Origin of the sequence: Aeromonas sp. R7-5 (assembly GCF_040908015.1) — a bacterium.
GTDB lineage: Bacteria > Pseudomonadota > Gammaproteobacteria > Enterobacterales > Aeromonadaceae > Aeromonas > Aeromonas caviae.
The window spans coordinates 35,870-52,981 of sequence record NZ_JBFOCZ010000033.1 but is presented as its reverse complement, the minus strand read 5'-3'; the positions used below and the strand labels follow the sequence as shown (position 1 = coordinate 52,981).

The window sequence follows — 17,112 nt, the reverse complement described above, 5'->3', positions numbered from 1 at the left end:
AGGACTCATCAAATCATCATGGAAGCACAAAAAGCGAACGTCATTCCCTTGCCGAGGGATCTTGCTCCGGCAAGCGATGAAATCGACCTGCGAGAGCTGGCTATTGCCCTGTGGCAAGGCAAGTGGTGGCTCTTTGCCATCACATTGATCGCGACCTGTCTCGCCGTTGCCTTCGCACTGTGGAGTCCCAACATCTATCGTGCCGAAGCGCTCCTGACCCCCTCCCTTGAACAACAGGGGGGAGGACTCTCCGCGCTGGCCTCCCGCTTCGGCGGGCTGGCCAGCCTGGCCGGGGTCGATCTGGGCAACAAAGGAGGAGACAAGGCGTCCATCGCCATCGAGGTGGGCAAGTCGCGGCTGTTTCTCGGGGAGTTCATTCGCCGCCATCAACTGGCCGTCCCCCTGATCGCCGCCACCGGCATGGATAAAACCACGGGTGAGCTGCTAATCGACCCCGAGATCTATGACACCCAGTCCCAACAGTGGGTCCGCGAGATGCCGCCCGGCAGGTCTCCCGAGCCCACTGACTGGGAGCTCATCAAAGAGTTCAGGAGCCTGGTCAATCTCAACAGCGACCCCAAGACAGGGCTGCTGACCGTCAGCGTCGACTTCTACTCTCCGCAACTGGCAAAACAGTGGGTGGACTGGTTGATCGACGATCTCAACAGCACCATGAAACAGCGGGATCAGGAGGAGTCAAAACGCAATATCGCCTATTTGACCGAACAACTCTCCAAGACTTCCGTGGCCGATATGCAGAAAGTCTTTTATCAATTGATAGAAGAGCAGACCAAAACCTTGATGCTCGCCGAAGTCAATCAGGAATATGTCTTTAAAGTGCTTGACCCTGCCGTTATCGCTGAAGAGAAAATAAAGCCGAAACGGGCACTCATCGTCGTATTGGGTGCCCTCTTGGGCGGCATGTTGGGGGTGATGATAATTTTGGTTCGATTTGCATTCCGTCATGATAAAAAATAATGGATGCAAATTGATCAAAAACGATGGCTTGCCATCACAATAGAGTAGAACGATCGTCGACTATTCTGATTTTATAAGGGAAATATATGAAGAAGAGTGTTTTGATTATGACTGCACTGCTGGCCCTGTCCAGCCCGACCATGGCTGTTGAAGAAGCTGCTGCTGGCGCAGGCGCCAGCACTGGTGGCGCCGCTGCCGGTGCCGGTGCTGCTAGCGCTGCTGCTGTCGGTGGCATCACCGCTGGTGCCATCGCCGTTGGCGTAGCCGCTGCTGCTGCAATCGGTGTTGCCGTTGCCGTTGCCAGCAACAACAACGACGACAACCCCTCGACTGTCACCAGCACAGCTCGTTGATATAATGAAATAAAGACTGCCTCAGGGCAGTCTTTATTGTTTTTCTATTTATTCAGTGATGCTTTCATGCTAATCAAGCGCATTCTTTTATTGCTATCAATGTTGTTGTTTGGCTGTGCAGACAGCAACGTTGATAGCTATCAACAGCTCAAATATATCTTCACTGCGGATGATGAGATAACCATTTCCCCGGAAGCCATCGAAAAGCTGCCCTATGCCAGTGCATTGCTCACCGTTGACGACAGACCACCTCTATTGCTCGTGCTCGCCTTTGCCGACGGAGACCGCCTCTCCTGGGTCAGCAGCGACAGAGGCTTGATAGTGACCGAGCATGGTCGAATTACCAAGACGCTCAAGCTGGATAATGATCTTCGCTATTTCGCCGCCACCATGGCGGATCCCTTGAGTCAGGCCGTCATTCCTGGCGATGCCCAATTCAGTTATCTGGCCGAATGGGCGCAACTTCGCCACAGCGGAAGAAACCTCCACACCACCTTCAAACAGCTGGTCGATGAAAATCTGGATATCAATGGCGCCGTGCTGACGACCTCCCTCTACGAAGAGACGGTCCAGTCGGGGAAGGATGACCTGACGTGGCAGAATTATTACTGGCTGGACAAAAAGACGGGCTTGGTCAGAAAAACCATTCAGCACATCGGCCCTGACAACAGCACCATCGAGATGGTCTTCACCAAGCCCTATGCACCATGAAAAAAATCATACTCTCGCTTCTGATTGGCTATGCCCCATGGCTTCATGCCGACAGCATCACCCGGGTGATGGTCGGCCATGCCAGCAAGACCACCATTTCCCTCTCCGATAGCCAGCGTCTGGAACAACTGTTGAATGCGCCCGGCTTGCCCGGCGACGTCTACTGGCCTGCCGCCATCATCTCCTCCCCCGCCCAAGATGAGTCTGCACAGCAAGCCAAAGAACAACTGCTCAGCGATCTGAAAGCCCTCCAGGTTCTCTGGATGAGAGCGCATCAGGGCGGTCTGGTTCAGGCCACCCAGCAACTGCTGCGCGAGTTGGATCAGCTCGATGTGGCCGGCCGGATTGACATCAAGCTGGATCCGGATCTCAGCAGAGTGGAGCCTGCAAACAACCCCCGTCTGTCTGGCGACTATTCTCTCTATCTCTCTCCCAGGCCATCCAGCCTCTACCTGCTGGGATTGATCAACAGTCGCAGGTCCATGCCCCATGAACCCGCCAAGGGGCTGGCTGAATATTGGCAGGGCCACAGTCTGCTACCCGGCGCCAACCCTGGCGAGGTATATCTCATCCAGCCGGATGGCCGCGTCCAGTTGTCCCCCGTCGCGGTGTGGAACGAATACCATATCGAGCCCATGCCGGGTGCAACCCTGTTTGCCGGTTTCGATCCGGCGTTGTTGCCTGCCCAGTTCAAGAACATCAATCTCCGTATTGCCGACATGATTGCTAATCGGATACCCGAGTAATGCTGACCAGAATCGCCACTCTCTCGCTGCTTGCCTCCCCCTTCGCGTTTGCCAACACGGACAGCTCCTCGCCTCTCCTCCCCACCCAGAGTGATTTTGGTGGCGTGGGCCTGCTCCAGATGCCGACGGCACGCATGGCTCCGGAAGGCGAGTTTTCATTCAACTACATGGATGACCAGGAATACCGGCGCTGGTCCATCTCCATGCAGCCATTCTCCTGGCTGGAAGCCACCCTGAGATACACCGACATTCGCACCCGGCTCTACAGCAATGACGAGAATTTCAGTGGCGACCAGACCTACAAGGACAAGGGGCTGGATGTCAAAGCCCGACTCTGGACCGAATCCACCTGGCGCCCACAGGTCTCTGTGGGCCTGCGCGATGTGATGGGGACCGGGCTCTTTGACAGCGAATACATCGTCGCCAGCAAACGCTACAAGAACCTTGATTTCACCCTGGGAATGGCGTGGGGGAACATGGGTCAGAGCGGCAACATCAAGAACCCTTTCTGTGAAGTCCGTGAAGGCTGGTGTCAGCGCGATGAAGGCTCCTCGGGCAACGGCGGCAAGTTTGAATTCGGCAGCCTGTTCCATGGCCCGGCGGCCCTCTATGGAGGGATTGAGTACCAGACCCCCTGGCAGCCCCTCAGGCTCAAGCTCGAATACGAGGGCAACGACTACAGTCACGAGTCGGCGGGGGCCATCGTTCAGAGCACTCCCATCAATGTGGGCATCGTCTACCAGCCTTACGATGTGTTCGACATGCACCTCAGCTATCAGCGCGGCAATACCCTGATGTGGGGGCTGACATGGCATACCAACTTCAACGACCCCTCCCTGTCGCTGCCCAAGGTCATGGATCCCCCCGTTCCGGCCTATCAGGCCAGCCAGGTCGACTCCCTGGAGCAGGTCGACTGGTCGACGCTTTCTTCCCAGCTGGCCAGCAATGGGGGCTGGCAACAGGCCTCACTCTACAGTGACAAGGAGACCCTGACGCTGGAGGCAGAGCAGACCCGATACAGGGATCAGGCCCAGAGCGAGCAGCGAGCCACCCTGCTGGCCGTCAATGCCCTGCCTTCCACGGTGAAAGAGCTGCGCATCATCGAGCAGAAGCAGGGGATGCCCCTGCAGGAGAGCCGAGTCGATCTCGACTCCGTGCGTCGTGCCAACAGCGATCTCCCCCTAGGCCAGACACAAGAGATCGAGGTCAGCCGCCAGCCACCAGCCCCCGTCGAAGGCACACTGCGCCATGGAGCCGAACCCCGCTCATGGGATTTCAAGATAGTGCCCAAGCTGAGCCAGTCCATCGGGGGAGCCGAGAGTTTCTACATGTACCAGCTCGGGTTGAATGCCAACACCGACTGGCACATGACCGAGCACGACTGGGTGAGCAGCACCGTCTTCGTCAACCTCGTCAACAACTACGACAAGTTCAATTACACCGAGCCGCCGCCCGATGGAGAGGCCCTGCCCCGGGTCCGTACCTGGGTGCGGGAGTACGTGACGTCATCGAATGTGCTGCTCAACAACCTGCAGCTCACCCACATGGACAAGTTTGCCGATGGCTGGTACGGCCAGGCCTATGGCGGTTATCTGGAGATGATGTATGCCGGTGTTGGCGGGGAGGCCCTGTATCGCCCCTTCAACCGCAACTGGGCCATCGGCGCCGATCTCAACCTGGTCAGGCAGCGGGACTGGGAGAACACCCTCCAGCTCGCCGATTACCAGATCGCCACCGGCCATGTCACCACCTACTGGCAACCGGCGTTTCTGGACAAGGTGACAGCCCAGATCTCGGTGGGTCGCTACCTCGCGGGGGACTATGGCGCCACGTTCAACTTCGCCAAGACCTTTGATTCGGGGATCAGCGCCGGTTTCTTTGCCACCTTCACCAATGTGTCGGCAGAAGAGTATGGCGAAGGGAGCTTCACCAAGGGCCTCTACATCACCATCCCGTTCGACCTGATGATGTTCAAGTCCACCATCGACAGCGCCAACATCAGCTGGGTCCCCCTGACCCGGGACGGCGGCCAGATGCTGTCGAGGAAGTACGGCCTCTACGACCAGACCAGCGTGGCCTCCTTCTGATCCCGGTTCACCATGCCTTGCAGACAAAAAAAGCACCTTCCATGAAGGTGCTTTTTTATTTCCGCTGCTCGGCATTGCCGTCTTAGTTGCCTGGCTTGCGCTCGCCGGTGACGGTGGGGTTGGCCGGATCCATGCTCCACTCGAACCAGCCGCCGTCGTAGACGCTGATCCGCTTCCAGTCCATCAACCAGGCGTAGAAGAACGCCTCGGAGGCGCGCCAGCCGGTGCCGCAGTAGAAAGCGGCCTGCTGGGTCGGCTCGATATTCCACTCATCCCACATGGCGAGGATCTCGCGGGCGGGCTTCATGGTGCCGTCCGGGTTGTGGAAGTCGCTCATGCTGTTGGCATCCACCCCGCCATGACCCCATCTGGCCCCGGGAATGTCCCCCTTGGGCTTGATGTAGCTGTAGCCCGAGGTATTGCCCACGAACTCGTCCCAGGTGCGCACGCTGACCAGGGCGCCGTCCGGCTGCTTGAGCAGGGCCTTGGCCTGGTCAAGGGTGGTGTAGTACTCGGGATGGGCCGGGATGGCCACGCCAAACTCCTTGGCCGGGGTGAACTTGTTGGCCAGCCCGGTCTCGGTGCGCAGATGCTGCACGAACCAGGCCTCCAGCCCGCCATCCAGCAGCCGCACATCCTCGACCCCCGCATACATCATCAGATGGGCCGCACGGGCCGCCGCCATGGTGTTGCGGCCATAGAGGATGACGGTGGTGTCATGACGGATGCCGTTCTCCAGCAGCAGCGCCTTGAGCGCCTCGTCAGAGACCTTGTTCCACAGCGGCTCCCCTTCCAGCCGGTTGGTGTCGATGTAGCCGGCTCCCGGAATGTGGCTCAGCAGATAGGCCTTGGGGGATCCCCAGTCCACCTCGAACACCTTCCACTCCCCCTTGGGGGCGGCGATGACCGACTTGCCTGCCTGCAAGTCTGCCAGCCAGAGCGGATGGACCAGCTGCTGCCAGCGTGCCAGGTGCTCCCGGGGCGCCTCTTTCCATCCCTGCAGCTCGAACAGCTGCTTGATGCCCTGCTGGCGCAGCAGACGGGCCACCTCGGCCACCTCGCGAGGGGTGCCATAGAGAGCGACGGGTTTGTCGGCCTTCAGCCCCTTGCTCGCAAGCGCCACAGGCCACTCCTCGTCACTGTATTTCCACTCTGCGGAGAGCAGCTCGGCACCGGCCACATGGCCCCCCTGCTTCTCCCCGTCCATGGGCCAGCCCTGGTAGAAATAGCTCGGGCGGGTATCCAGGATCACCGCCTCCTTGCCCTTGGCATCCGCCAGGGAGAGCGGGGGCAGCTCAGCGGCCAGCGCGGGCCAGGCACACCAGAGCAGCAAGGCGGTCAGGCAGCTTCGCCACAGTCCAGTCATTCGTTTCATGATGTCGTCTCGATGCATAGTGAAGAGAGTTAAAAAATGGAGCGGCCCAGGCGCTCGGCCAGCAGCTCCAGCGCCGCCGTCCCGGCCAGGGAGTTGCCCGCCTTGTTGAGCTCGGGTGACCAGACGCAGATGGAAAGCTCTCCCGGGATCAGCGCCATGATGCCGCCCCCCACTCCGGATTTCCCCGGCATGCCGACCCGGTAGGCGAAGTCGCCCGCCTCGTCATAGAGGCCGCAGGTGGCGAGCAGGGCATTGACCTGCTTGGTGGTACGGGCCGGCAGCAGGGGCGTGCTCTCGCCAAGAGGGACACCCCGGTTGGCCAGATAGACGAAGGCTCGTGCCAGATCGACGCAGCTCATGCGGATCGCGCAGGCATTGAAGTAGCTCTGCAATACCTTGTCCACCTCGTTCTCGAAGTTGCCATAGGCCTTCATCAGATAGGCGATGGCGGCATTGCGGGCGGAGTGCTGGTACTCGGAGCGCGCCACCACCTGATCAGCCATGATGGCCGGGTTGCCGCACAGGCGGCGCACCAGCTCCAGAGTACGTTGGCGAGGAGCGGTGAGCCGGGTTTCCAGCAGATCGCTCACCACCAGGGCACCGGCGTTGATGAAGGGGTTGCGGGGAATGCCCTGCTCGAACTCCAGCTGGACGAGGGAGTTGAACGGCTGACCGGAGGGCTCCTTGCCCACCCGGGCCCAGATCTCCTCCTCCTGATAGAGGGTCAAGGCCAGCGTGAGGCTCAGGGCCTTGGAGATACTCTGGATGGAGAAGGGCTCGAAAGCGTCACCTGCGGTGAACAATTCCCCTTCAACGGTACAGACCGCGATCCCCAGCCGGTCGGCAGGCACCTGGGCCAGGGCGGGAATGTAATCGGCCACCTTCCCCTGCCCGAGCAGCGGACGCACCTCTTCCAGGATGCCGGCCAGTAATTCGGATGACAACACCATTGGCTATTCCATGACGTGAAACGAGGCGGGGCCAGCCCACCGACAAAAATCCCGCCGGCGGCGGGATTTTCTATCTGCCCGGGAGGCAGTCAGATATCAGGCCGGCTCGCCGTACCAGAGATCGAACAGCTCGGTGACCACCACGGCCTCCAGCCCTTTGCCTTGCAGCCAGGTCTGAACGGCGGAACGGTCTTCGTCGGTGCACTTGCCGAGCTGCTGGGTGCAGATCATCCCTTCCCAGGCCAGGTGACCCGAGCCGGCGAAGGCCAGCTTGCGAGGCTCAATCACCTCGTCGATCAGCGCATCGACCACGGCATCAATGGTCTCTTCGGCGGTGCCGACCGGGAAGTTGAAACTGATGTCGAACCCCATTTCCTGGAATTCATCGACGCGCAGTTTCTTGCGCAGACGGCGGCTACGGTTGGCCATGATAGCTCCTTAGTTGATACGTTGACTCAGTTGACTCGTTTGAAAATCAGATCCCAGACACCGTGGCCCAGACGATGGCCACGCTGCTCGAATTTGGTCAGGGGGCGCCAGTCGGGACGGGGCACCCAGTTGCCGGTGGCGGAGGTGTTCTCGTACCCCTCGGCGGCGCTCATCACCTCCAGCATGTGCTCGGCGTAGTTCTCCCAGTCGGTGGCCATGTGGAAGACGCCACCGATGGCAAGCTTCTGGCGGATATCCTGGGCAAAGGCAGGCTGCACGATGCGACGCTTGTGGTGGCGGCTCTTGTGCCAGGGGTCAGGGAAGAAGAGCTGCAGGCAGGAGAGAGAACCGTTCGGGATCATGTGCTCCAGCACTTCCACCGCATCGTGGCAGATGACGCGCAGGTTGGTGACGCCCGCCTCCTGGGCGGTGCCAAGGCAGGCGCCCACACCCGGAGAGTGCACCTCGATGCCGATGAAGTTCTTCTCGGGGGCGTTCTTGGCCATCTCCACCAGGGAGGCGCCCATGCCGAACCCGATCTCCAGCACCACGGGTGCCTCGCGGCCAAACAGGGCCACCATGTCGAGCGGCTCTGGTGCGAAATCGATGCCCATGACCGGCCAGAGCTCTTCCAGGGCCTTCTCCTGCCCTTTGGTCAGGCGGCCTTCGCGACGGACGAAGCTGCGGATCTTGCGCATGAACTTGCCGTCTTCGTTAAACACATCTTGGGTCACAGACATAGTAAATTGCTCGTTATTGCATCGCTCTGGAACAGAGCCGACATAAATGGATCGCTCGTTATTGCATCAGTTCGCAAAAACAGGGGAGCGAATTATCCCAAGATAGGCACAAGGCGCAAGTGTTTCCCACAACAAATCCCCCGGGACTGCCCACATCTACCGGCAAGGTTGACAAATGCCACCCCCTTCACAGAATCTGCCGGACGTCGGGTTCATCCTGACGCGGAAAAATAAAACCATATACAACAAAGGATTGCAGTATGAAGAAAACCCTGTTGGCCCTCGCCCTGCCTGCCCTGCTGGCCGGTTGCAACCCCTCTGACAACGACTCCCAACCCCCTGCCCCCGCGGCTCAAGCCCATGAATTTCTGGTGCAACTGAGCTCTGGTGCAGAAGGGATAGGCGCTCGTCCCACAGGCACCGAGGCCGAAACCCGCGCCGCCGCCTGGATCCAGGATCACCTGGCCGGTTGGGGCTACGAGGTGCAGAACCAGCCGTTCACCTACACCCGGGGCGGCACCGAACGCACCTCCCAGAACATCGTCGCCGAGCTCAAGGGTCAGAGCGACAGGGTGATCCTCATCGGTGCCCACTATGACAGCACCGGCGAGAAGAAAGGATCCGAAGGCGCCACCGACAACGGGGCTGGCGTCGCCGCCCTGCTGGCGGTTGCCGAGGCACTCAAGGGAGAGACCCTGCCCTACACGGTGCGCTTCGCCTTCTTCGGCGCCGAGGAGAACGGCCTCAACGGCTCCAGAGCCTATGCCGCCAGTCTCGACACCGATGCCGTCGCCAAGCTGCTGGCCATGGTGAACTACGACACCATCGCCGGGGGCGACATCGTCTATGTCCACTCGGCCCACTCCGACGTGGCCGAGTACAACTGCGCCGACCCAAGCCGCTACAGTTTCGATCCCAAGGTGCGCGATCGCCTGCTGGCCATCTCCCAGCAAACCGCCACCCCGTTCGCCATTCACCCCAGCTACAGCGGTTACCCGGAAGGGGAGACCGGCAGTTGGTCCGATCATGCGCCGTTCGCCTGCCTGGGGGTGCCCATCGCCTACGTGGAGGCCACCAACTTCACCATCAACGGGGAAGATGGCTATGACGGCTACTCCCAGAGCACCAATCCGGCGCTGTGGGACTGCTACGACGACGCCACCAAGAGCGCCTGCGACCGGGACAGCGAGACCCAGTGGGGCAAGATCTGGCACACGGAGCATGATCGCCTCGACAAGATGGCCGAGCTCTTCCCGGGCCGGATCGAGCAGCAGCTCGGGGCCAACACCGACCTGATGATCCGCTTCCTCAAGGCACCGGGGCTCTGAGCCCCATCCCGCCCGATGTCCCCCTGACAGGGGTTTTTGCGCCCCTGACCGGGGTCGGGACGATAAAATTCGGGCAGGTGCCAAACCTGCCCTTTTTTATGGATTTTTGTGACAGCCATTGCCTCATTTCTGAAATCTGATACAAACGGATAACCTGGCGGTTGAATGGAGCGACCGCCACCTAGTCAGAGAGAACCCTATGCAGCCGTTTTTTGCCCAGCGCTTCGAGAAGGTCGAACCTTCCTTTATCCGCGAAATCCTCAAAGTTGCCGCCAATCCGGAGATCATCTCCTTCGCCGGCGGCCTGCCCAACCCTCATCTGTTCCCGGTCAAGGCCATCGAGCAAGCGTGCCAGGACGTGCTGCGCGAGCAGGGAGCCGCCGCGCTGCAATACGCCACCACCGAGGGCTTTGCCCCGCTGCGCCAGTACATCGCCGATCGCTACCTGAGCCGCCACGGCATGGCCGTCAATCCTGACAACATCCTCATCACCAGCGGCTCCCAGCAGGCGCTGGATCTGCTGGGCAAGGTGCTGGTGAACGAGGGGCAGGATCTCATCATCGAAGAGCCGGGCTACCTTGGCGCCATCCAGGCGTTCTCCGTCTATCAACCGAATTTCAAGCCCATCACCCTGGCGGAAGAGGGGCTGGATCTGGCCGCGCTGGATGCGCTGCTGGAGCAGGGCTCCAGCGCCAGGCTGCTCTACGGCGTGCCCAACTTCCAGAACCCGAGCGGTGTTTCCTACAGCCGCGCCAACCGGGAAGCCCTGGCGGAGCGCCTGGTGCGCCACGATTTGCTGATGGTGGAAGACGACCCCTATGGCGAGCTGCGCTTCGAGGGAGAACACCTCCCTCCCATCGCCAAGCTGGCCCCCCACAACACCGTGCTGCTCGGGTCCTTCTCCAAGACGGTGGTGCCCGCCTTCCGCCTGGGCTGGATGGTGGTGCCGGACTGGCTGCGCAAGAAGGTCACCATCGCCAAGCAGGCCACCGACCTGCACAGCAACGCCTTCAGCCAGCAAGTGCTGCACCGCTTCCTGACCGACAACTCCCTCGACGCTCACCTGGAGAAGATCAAGGAGGTCTATGGTCGCCAGCGTGCCGCCATGGAAGCCGCCCTCGCCCGCCACTGTCCGCCCGGCGTCAGCTACACCCGTCCCGAAGGGGGCATGTTCCTCTGGCTGACCCTGCCGCCCAGCGTCAGTGCCATGGCCCTGTTCGACGAGGCCATCAAGGAGAAGGTGGCCTTCGTGCCCGGCGCCCCCTTCTATGTGCGCCCCGAGATCCAGAATACCCTGCGCCTGAGCTTCTCCTGTGTGGATGAGGCGACCACGGAAGAGGGTGTTCAGCGTCTTTGCCGCGCCCTGGCCCGCATGCTCTGAGCCATCCGGCCATAAAAAAACCAGCGATCCTGTCGCTGGTTTTTTTTTGCCTCGCGCTTTCCCCTCAGCGCCCCTGGCCGGCCAGCTGGCTGACAAACTCCTTCATGGGCATGGGCCTGCCAAACAGGTAGCCCTGCAGGAAGGTCACCTCGCGGGCCTTCAGATAGTCGGCCTGCACCTGATTCTCCACCCCTTCCGCCACCAGTTGCAGACCGAGCCGGGTCGCCAGATCGATGACGTTCTCCACGATGTGGCTGGAGAGCGCGTCCGACCCAATCATGCCGACGAAGCTCTGATCGATCTTGAGGAAGTCGACCTGGAAGGTCTGCAGGTAGGTCAGGCTGGAGTGGCCGGTGCCGAAATCGTCGATGGCGATGAAGACCCCGAGGGCATGCAGCTCGGCAAAGAGCCGGTCCGTCGTCTCGTCCGCCACGATGAGCTCGCGCTCGGTCAGCTCCAGCACCAGCTTGATGGGATTCCCCTTGAAGGCGTTGATGAAATCCCGGCAATCTTCCACCAGGCTCAGATCCTTGCAGTGGCTGGCGCTGATGTTGAAGCCGAAGTGGAACCCTCGCGGCAGATGGTGCGCCTTGCCCGCAAACTGTTCGCGCACCTGCGCCATCAGCAGCCGGGTCATGGGCACGATGAGGCCACTGTCCTCTGCCAGGGGAATGAAGCGATCAGGCGAGATCATCCCCTGACGGGGGTGTTGCCAGCGCATCAGCACCTCGCAACCGCTCCATTGGCCGTCCTCCCCGTTCACCACGGGTTGCAGATAGGGGATGAACTCCTGCTGGGACAGTGCCCGTTTCAGCTCCTGGGCCGGCGACGTCGAACGGCCCATCAGCCAGAAGACCGCCACCCCGAGCAGCAGGCTCAGCAGAGGATAGATAATGACGCCCACCTTGGAGTAGTCCCAGATGTGGGCACGGTACTCATCCACCGACACCGTGGTCACTACCTTGAACGGGTACCTGGTCGAGACCTGTTCGAGATAGCCATTGCGATCCTTGGGGATCAGCTTGTCGGTGAGTTCGCTGTTTCGCAGCAGCATCTCGTTGCCGACCACCAGCCCCAGTGGGGAGTTGCGGCTCAGCATGTCCAGGATGTTGAGCAGGTAGTAGCCGTCGACCCCCACCAGCACGCTGAACTCGCCCACCTCTTCCCGGTAGGCGATGAGGGGGCGATTCGGGGTGACCGGGTTGCCCTTCATCAGGTCGAGCCTGCCCCCGACATAGTCATCCAGCTTGATGCCGCCATCGACCGGGCCATAGAGGGAAGAGCAGTAGATCCGATCCCCCCTGGCCAGGTTGACGCTGCGCACATCCGGCACCGTGGCCACCTGATCCCTGAGCCCCTGCACCACCTCGAGACAGGGCCTGCCCAGGCTGCCGGTGAGGGCCGACGCCGCCAACTGGGCATTGTCCAGAGTGCGGTCGAACATGACCCTGGCATGTTCCAGGCGCGCCACCGCATCCTGTTTCACGCCGGTGGCGGTCTGCCAGATGACAATGACGAGCCCAAGGAGCATGGGCAACAGACCGGCCAGCAAGGCACAGAGCAGCCGGACATAGAATTGACGCACCTTCAAACGTCGAAATGGCATAACGGCCCTCATGAACATGGCGAAAAAGCGCTCGAGTTTACCCGCTGGCGCCCGTTTGGCAAGCCGGAATGAGCCCCTGATACCGCCGCGCCACGGCGCCCCCCGTGGTCGCAAAGCCCGGCAACCCCGTGGACAAAGGGGGCGGCGTCTTAGGAGACAAAAATCATAATGCTCATAAAAACAGGAGCTTGTCCATCGGGCACCCAGGCTCTAGAGTAGACCCTAGAGCGTCAGGGAGGCAGGACATGAAGATACTGATCACGGGGGGCACGGGGTTTATCGGCCGCCGTCTGGTGGCACACCTCAAGGTGGCACACGAAGTAGTAGTGCTGACCCGCCAGGGCAGCCGGGCCTACGAGCTGCTCGGCCACGATGTCACCCTGCTGGACAGCCTGGACAGGCTGGATCACCTCAATGACGTGGACATCGTCATCAACCTGGCCGGCGAACCCATCGCCGCCGGACGCTGGAGCGAGTCCCGCAAGCAGTTACTCTGCAACAGCCGCTGGCTGCTGACCGAACAGCTGGTGGATCTCGTCAAACTCTCCAGCACGCCCCCCAGATTGCTGCTCAATGCCTCCGCCATCGGCTGGTATGGCCGCCAGGATGACGCTCCTCTGGATGAAACATGCCAGAGCCCTCACGACGAATTCACCCACCGTCTCTGTCAGCAGTGGGAGCAGCTTGCCCAGCAGGCCCGCTCGGCCCAGACCCGGGTCTGCATCCTGCGCATCGGCCTGGTACTCGGCATGGAGGGGGGCGCCTTGCCCAGGATGCTGCCCCCTTACCGCCTGGGCCTCGGCGGCCCCATGGGCAGCGGCACCCAGATGATGAGCTGGATCCACGTGCAGGATCTGGTGCGGGCCATGCTGTTTCTCATCGAGCACGGCGAGTGTGACGGCATCTTCAACGGCACGGCCCCGCAACCGGTCAGCAATCGCCGGTTCAGCGAGACCCTGGCCGCCACGCTCCATCGCCCGCACCTCTTCTTCGTACCGGCCCCTCTCCTGCGACTCCTGATGGGAGAGGCGGCGGATCTGCTGCTCACCGGACAGCAGGTACTGCCCGCCCGCTTGCAGCAGGCCGGTTTTCACTTCAGCTTCCCGGCTCTGCCCGGCGCTCTGGACAATCTGCTGCACTCACCCCGTTGACCCAATGACACATCCCGACCGAGGTCGGGATGTGTCGAGCCATCAGAGCAGCCCCTGCCCCAGTCCCCTGAGCCGGTCGCTCAGGGTACCCGCCAGCAGTTGGCGGCGCATGCCCTGTCCGGCCAGGGTCACCAGCACGGCCCCAAGCAGGGGGAGTGCAACCCAGATGGCCAAGTGGAACTGCCACTGCGCCCCCTCCCACCACCACTGCAGACCGAAGGAGCAGAGCTCCACCACCATGGCGGCGCAGAGCCCTGCCAGGGCACCGCTCGCCACCAGCTCCCAGCGCAGCATCTTCTCGAGCAGGGCGCTGCCCGCCCCCAAGGTGCGCATCAGCAGCAGCTCCCGGCGCCGATGGGCCATGCCGGCCTGGGTCTGGGTCAGCAGCACCAGCAGGGCGGCTACCGTCACCAGCCCGAGCATCAACCCCAGGGCGCGGCTCACCTGGTCGGAGACCAGGGTCAGGCGGCCTATCAGATCCTCCACATCGATGAGGCTCACCGTGGGGTGGCGGCGGATGAGTTCCACCTCTGCCCCTCTCCCCTCAGGCGGCAGACGATAGCTGCCGAGCCAGGTCTGGGAGAAGGGGGCCAACACATCCGGCGAGAAGATCATGTAGAAGTTCGGCCTCATGTTGTCCCACTTGATGGACCTCAGGCTGGTCACCCTGGCCTCGAACGCCCGCCCCTCTATGGTGAAGCCGAGCACGTCTCCGAGCGCGATGCCGATCCGTCCCGCCAGTGCCTCGTCGACAGAGACCTCCCCCTTGCCGGCTAGCCATTGACCGGCAGTGACCTTGTTGTCGGCGGGCAGGGCCGATGTGGTGGTGAAGTTGAGCTCTCTGTCCACCCCCTCCCGCGCCGCATCCTCCCCCACCGCCTCACCGGCGATACGGGTCAGGCGCCCGCGCACCATGGGGTAGAAGTCCGAGGTGATGGCCCCGGCCTGATGCAGATCGGCCAGGATCCCTTCCCGCTCGCTGTCCGCCACATTGACCAGGAAGCGGTTCGGGGCATCGGCAGGCAACCGGGTGGAAAAATCCTCCAGCAGATCGACCCGCGCCGCCCACAGCAGCCCGAACAGCATCAGGGCCAGGGCGAAGCCCGCCAGCTGGAACAGACCACTGCCCCGCTCCCGGGAGAGGTGATTGATGGCCAGGCGCAGGGCATGGGGCCCCTTGAGCCGACTGCCAAGACGCAGCAGCACGGAGGCGAGCAGGGCCAGCAGCGCCATCAACACCCCCATGCCACCAATGAGCCCGCAGGCCAGCCTGATGTCGGCGGTAAAGCCCCACACCAGGGCAAACAGCCCGATGAGCCCCACGGGCACCGTCAGCCAGGGGGGGATCCCCGCCTCCAGCTCCCGGCGCAGCACCCGCAGCGGCGGTACCTTGAGCAGCCTCAGGAAGGGAACGAACGCCAGCATCAGGGTGATGAAGAAGGCGACCGCGAGGCCAAGGGCAAAGGGTCGCCAGGAGGGGGGCGGCAGATCCGCAGGCAGCAGATCCCCCAGCAGGTTCAGGGTCAGCCACTGCATGGCGCTGCCCGCCACCAGCCCCATCAGGGCCCCCACCAGGGTCAGGGAGAACAGCAGGGTGCCCATCAGTTGCCACAGGGTGCGCCGGGAAGCGCCGAGCGTCTTGAGCAGGGCCACCATGTTGGTCTGGCGCTCGGCGAAATGGCGCACCGCTATCCCCATGGCCAGAGCGCCGAGCAACACGCCGGCAAGGGATGCCAGACGGAAGAAGCGCTCGGCATTGCCCAGGGATTTCCCCACCTGGGTACCCTGATCATCGGGTTTGACGAGCTTCTGCCCGGCGCTCAGCCTGGGGTTGAGCCAGGCCTCATAGCGGGCGATGGCGTCACGGGGCCCCTTGACGAGATAGCGCCACTGCTGGCGACTGCCCGGCAGCAGGGCCCCGGTCGCCTCGATATCGGCGCTGTGGATCAAGGCCCTTGGCGCCATCTGGAAGGGGCTGAACCCCTGATCCGGCTCCTGGCCCAGCTCCCCTGCCACCGTCAGCCGGGTGTTGCCGACCTCAAGTGCCTCCCCCACCTTGGCGCCGAGCAGTTGCATCACCCTGGCGGAGAGCCAGATCTCGCCGGGCGCCGGGGCGCGCTGGGGAGTGAGCTCCAGCTTGCCGTAGAAGGGAAAATCCCCGGGCACGGCGCGGATGGAGGCCAGTTGCAGGGTATCGCCGTGAAACAGCATGCTGTTGAAGCTGACCGTGGTCTGCACGGCCAGCCCCTCCTGATGCGCCTGCGCCAGCCACTCTGCCGGTGCCGGCGTCGCGGAGCGCAGCACCCTGTCCCCTCCGATGAAATCCCGCCCGGAGGCCTTGAGCCCCGCATCCAGCCGATCCGCCACCAGAGCCACGCTGAGCACGCAGGCGACGCTCAGCGCCAACGCCAGCACAAACCAGCGCAACTCCCCGCTGAACCCTTCCCGGCGCAGCAGCTTCAATCCCAGTCGCCACTGACTCATGACGCCTCCCTCACCGTCCATGCTGCTGCCAACGATCCCCTGGTGCAGCTCTGTCTCCACTGACTCATGACAGCTCTCCCACCCTGGCCGCCATGACAGCCTGTGCCTCCAGCCGCCCGGCTGACATCACCAGCTGCCGCTGGCAGCGCTGGGCCAGCTCATGGTCATGGGTCACCACCACCAGGGTGGTGTTGTGCTCGCGGTTGAGACGAAACAGCAGTTCGATCACCGTCTCCCCGGTCTTGCTGTCGAGGTTGCCGGTGGGCTCGTCCGCCAGCAGCAGGCTGGGGCGGGTCATGAAGGCACGGGCAATGGCGACCCGCTGCTGCTCGCCGCCGGAGAGGCGCGGCGGCAGGTGGTGCAACCGCTCTCCCAGACCGACCTGGGCCAGCAGCTCCCGGGCACGGGGCTCGCTGTCGGTCTCCCCCCGCAGCTCGGCCGGCAACATGACGTTCTCCAGGGCGCTCAGGGTGGGCAGCAGCAGGAACGACTGGAACACGAACCCCACCTGCTCGGCCCGCAGCCTGGCGCGTCCCTCCTCGTCCAGCCGGGTGAGGGAGTGGCCGAGGATCTCTATCTCGCCACTGCTCGGCAGATCGAGACCGGCCAGCAAACCGAGCAGGGTGGACTTGCCGGAACCGGACGCACCGACCAGCGCCAGCGTCTCGCCGGTATTGACTTGCAGATCGATCCCTTCAAGGATGGTGAGGCTTTCCTGACCGAGGCGAACGGTTTTACCGAGCCCCCTGACGGCGATAATGGGCGTTGAACTCATCTTGGGTATCCTGTTTGC

15 protein-coding genes are annotated in these 17,112 nt (G+C 62.3%); 8 read left to right on the top strand and 7 right to left on the bottom strand.

Annotated elements, in window-relative coordinates; all coding sequences use genetic code 11:
* Positions 1-18: 18 nt before the first annotated feature.
* From AB5Y53_RS15575 to AB5Y53_RS15555, 5 genes are all read left to right on the top strand, one after another.
* On the top strand, positions 19-978 hold the full coding sequence (locus AB5Y53_RS15575) for a Wzz/FepE/Etk N-terminal domain-containing protein (RefSeq protein ID WP_368182499.1): 960 nt from the start codon (positions 19-21) through the stop codon (positions 976-978).
* Between the two features lie 101 nt (positions 979-1,079).
* Complete coding sequence (locus tag AB5Y53_RS15570; protein ID WP_368182497.1) at positions 1,080-1,331, top strand: hypothetical protein; 252 nt, start codon at positions 1,080-1,082, stop codon at positions 1,329-1,331.
* A gap of 66 nt (positions 1,332-1,397) precedes the next feature.
* A complete protein-coding gene (locus AB5Y53_RS15565; RefSeq protein ID WP_368182496.1) occupies positions 1,398-2,042 on the top strand; it encodes a YjbF family lipoprotein in 645 nt (214 codons plus the stop codon).
* Complete coding sequence (locus AB5Y53_RS15560) at positions 2,039-2,788, top strand: capsule biosynthesis GfcC D2 domain-containing protein (RefSeq protein WP_368182495.1); 750 nt, start codon at positions 2,039-2,041, stop codon at positions 2,786-2,788. The genes AB5Y53_RS15565 and AB5Y53_RS15560 overlap by 4 nt, the downstream gene beginning before the upstream one ends.
* Positions 2,788-4,875 (top strand): YjbH domain-containing protein, encoded by a 2,088-nt coding sequence (locus AB5Y53_RS15555; protein WP_368182494.1) that lies wholly within the window; start codon positions 2,788-2,790, stop codon positions 4,873-4,875. Before AB5Y53_RS15560 ends, AB5Y53_RS15555 begins: the two co-directional genes overlap by 1 nt.
* An 82-nt stretch (positions 4,876-4,957) precedes the next feature.
* On the opposite strand, the gene AB5Y53_RS15550 is transcribed toward AB5Y53_RS15555, so the two are convergent.
* The 4 genes from AB5Y53_RS15550 to trmB form a co-directional block, all read right to left on the bottom strand.
* The gene (locus AB5Y53_RS15550) at positions 4,958-6,250 is read right to left on the bottom strand and encodes a sulfurtransferase (protein WP_368182493.1); all 1,293 of its coding nucleotides are present in this window, start codon (positions 6,248-6,250) and stop codon (positions 4,958-4,960) included.
* Between the two features lie 29 nt (positions 6,251-6,279).
* A complete protein-coding gene (gene glsB, locus AB5Y53_RS15545; RefSeq protein ID WP_010675499.1) occupies positions 6,280-7,200 on the bottom strand; it encodes a glutaminase B in 921 nt (306 codons plus the stop codon).
* Positions 7,201-7,296: 96 nt separating this feature from the next.
* On the bottom strand, positions 7,297-7,629 hold the full coding sequence (locus AB5Y53_RS15540; RefSeq protein ID WP_039040181.1) for a YggL family protein: 333 nt from the start codon (positions 7,627-7,629) through the stop codon (positions 7,297-7,299).
* A 26-nt stretch (positions 7,630-7,655) separates the two neighbouring features.
* Positions 7,656-8,369 (bottom strand): tRNA (guanosine(46)-N7)-methyltransferase TrmB, encoded by a 714-nt coding sequence (gene trmB / locus AB5Y53_RS15535; RefSeq protein ID WP_010675501.1) that lies wholly within the window; start codon positions 8,367-8,369, stop codon positions 7,656-7,658.
* A 260-nt stretch (positions 8,370-8,629) separates the two neighbouring features.
* Between trmB and AB5Y53_RS15530 the strand changes: the two genes are divergently transcribed.
* Entirely contained in the window at positions 8,630-9,697 is a 1,068-nt protein-coding gene (locus AB5Y53_RS15530) for a M28 family metallopeptidase (protein WP_368182492.1), read from the top strand.
* A 199-nt stretch (positions 9,698-9,896) separates the two neighbouring features.
* Positions 9,897-11,078, top strand: coding sequence for a PLP-dependent aminotransferase family protein (locus AB5Y53_RS15525; RefSeq protein WP_368182490.1), 1,182 nt, complete (start codon positions 9,897-9,899; stop codon positions 11,076-11,078).
* Positions 11,079-11,142: 64 nt separating this feature from the next.
* On the opposite strand, the gene AB5Y53_RS15520 is transcribed toward AB5Y53_RS15525, so the two are convergent.
* Entirely contained in the window at positions 11,143-12,684 is a 1,542-nt protein-coding gene (locus AB5Y53_RS15520) for a cyclic diguanylate phosphodiesterase (protein WP_039040184.1), read from the bottom strand.
* A 245-nt stretch (positions 12,685-12,929) separates the two neighbouring features.
* On the opposite strand from AB5Y53_RS15520, the gene AB5Y53_RS15515 reads away from it, so the two are divergent.
* Positions 12,930-13,835 (top strand): TIGR01777 family oxidoreductase, encoded by a 906-nt coding sequence (locus tag AB5Y53_RS15515; RefSeq protein ID WP_041215747.1) that lies wholly within the window; start codon positions 12,930-12,932, stop codon positions 13,833-13,835.
* Between the two features lie 42 nt (positions 13,836-13,877).
* On the opposite strand, the gene AB5Y53_RS15510 is transcribed toward AB5Y53_RS15515, so the two are convergent.
* Together AB5Y53_RS15510 and AB5Y53_RS15505 are read right to left on the bottom strand one after the other, a co-directional pair.
* A complete protein-coding gene (locus AB5Y53_RS15510) occupies positions 13,878-16,319 on the bottom strand; it encodes an ABC transporter permease (protein ID WP_368182489.1) in 2,442 nt (813 codons plus the stop codon).
* A gap of 64 nt (positions 16,320-16,383) precedes the next feature.
* The gene (locus tag AB5Y53_RS15505; RefSeq protein ID WP_042016058.1) at positions 16,384-17,094 is read right to left on the bottom strand and encodes an ABC transporter ATP-binding protein; all 711 of its coding nucleotides are present in this window, start codon (positions 17,092-17,094) and stop codon (positions 16,384-16,386) included.
* Between the last annotated feature and the right edge of the window lie 18 nt (positions 17,095-17,112).

What these genes read in the sequence shown, in the direction of transcription:
- AB5Y53_RS15505 (WP_042016058.1), bottom strand. Translation starts at nt 17,094, where the DNA reads ATGAGTTCAACGCCCATTATCGCCGTCAGGGGGCTCGGTAAAACCGTT.
- trmB (WP_010675501.1), bottom strand. Translation starts at nt 8,369, where the DNA reads ATGTCTGTGACCCAAGATGTGTTTAACGAAGACGGCAAGTTCATGCGC.
- AB5Y53_RS15525 (WP_368182490.1), top strand. Translation starts at nt 9,897, where the DNA reads ATGCAGCCGTTTTTTGCCCAGCGCTTCGAGAAGGTCGAACCTTCCTTT.
- glsB (WP_010675499.1), bottom strand. Translation starts at nt 7,200, where the DNA reads ATGGTGTTGTCATCCGAATTACTGGCCGGCATCCTGGAAGAGGTGCGT.
- AB5Y53_RS15540 (WP_039040181.1), bottom strand. Translation starts at nt 7,629, where the DNA reads ATGGCCAACCGTAGCCGCCGTCTGCGCAAGAAACTGCGCGTCGATGAA.
- AB5Y53_RS15555 (WP_368182494.1), top strand. Translation starts at nt 2,788, where the DNA reads ATGCTGACCAGAATCGCCACTCTCTCGCTGCTTGCCTCCCCCTTCGCG.
- AB5Y53_RS15565 (WP_368182496.1), top strand. Translation starts at nt 1,398, where the DNA reads ATGCTAATCAAGCGCATTCTTTTATTGCTATCAATGTTGTTGTTTGGC.
- AB5Y53_RS15560 (WP_368182495.1), top strand. Translation starts at nt 2,039, where the DNA reads ATGAAAAAAATCATACTCTCGCTTCTGATTGGCTATGCCCCATGGCTT.
- AB5Y53_RS15515 (WP_041215747.1), top strand. Translation starts at nt 12,930, where the DNA reads ATGAAGATACTGATCACGGGGGGCACGGGGTTTATCGGCCGCCGTCTG.
- AB5Y53_RS15550 (WP_368182493.1), bottom strand. Translation starts at nt 6,250, where the DNA reads ATGAAACGAATGACTGGACTGTGGCGAAGCTGCCTGACCGCCTTGCTG.
- AB5Y53_RS15575 (WP_368182499.1), top strand. Translation starts at nt 19, where the DNA reads ATGGAAGCACAAAAAGCGAACGTCATTCCCTTGCCGAGGGATCTTGCT.
- AB5Y53_RS15510 (WP_368182489.1), bottom strand. Translation starts at nt 16,319, where the DNA reads ATGAGTCAGTGGCGACTGGGATTGAAGCTGCTGCGCCGGGAAGGGTTC.
- AB5Y53_RS15530 (WP_368182492.1), top strand. Translation starts at nt 8,630, where the DNA reads ATGAAGAAAACCCTGTTGGCCCTCGCCCTGCCTGCCCTGCTGGCCGGT.
- AB5Y53_RS15520 (WP_039040184.1), bottom strand. Translation starts at nt 12,684, where the DNA reads ATGCCATTTCGACGTTTGAAGGTGCGTCAATTCTATGTCCGGCTGCTC.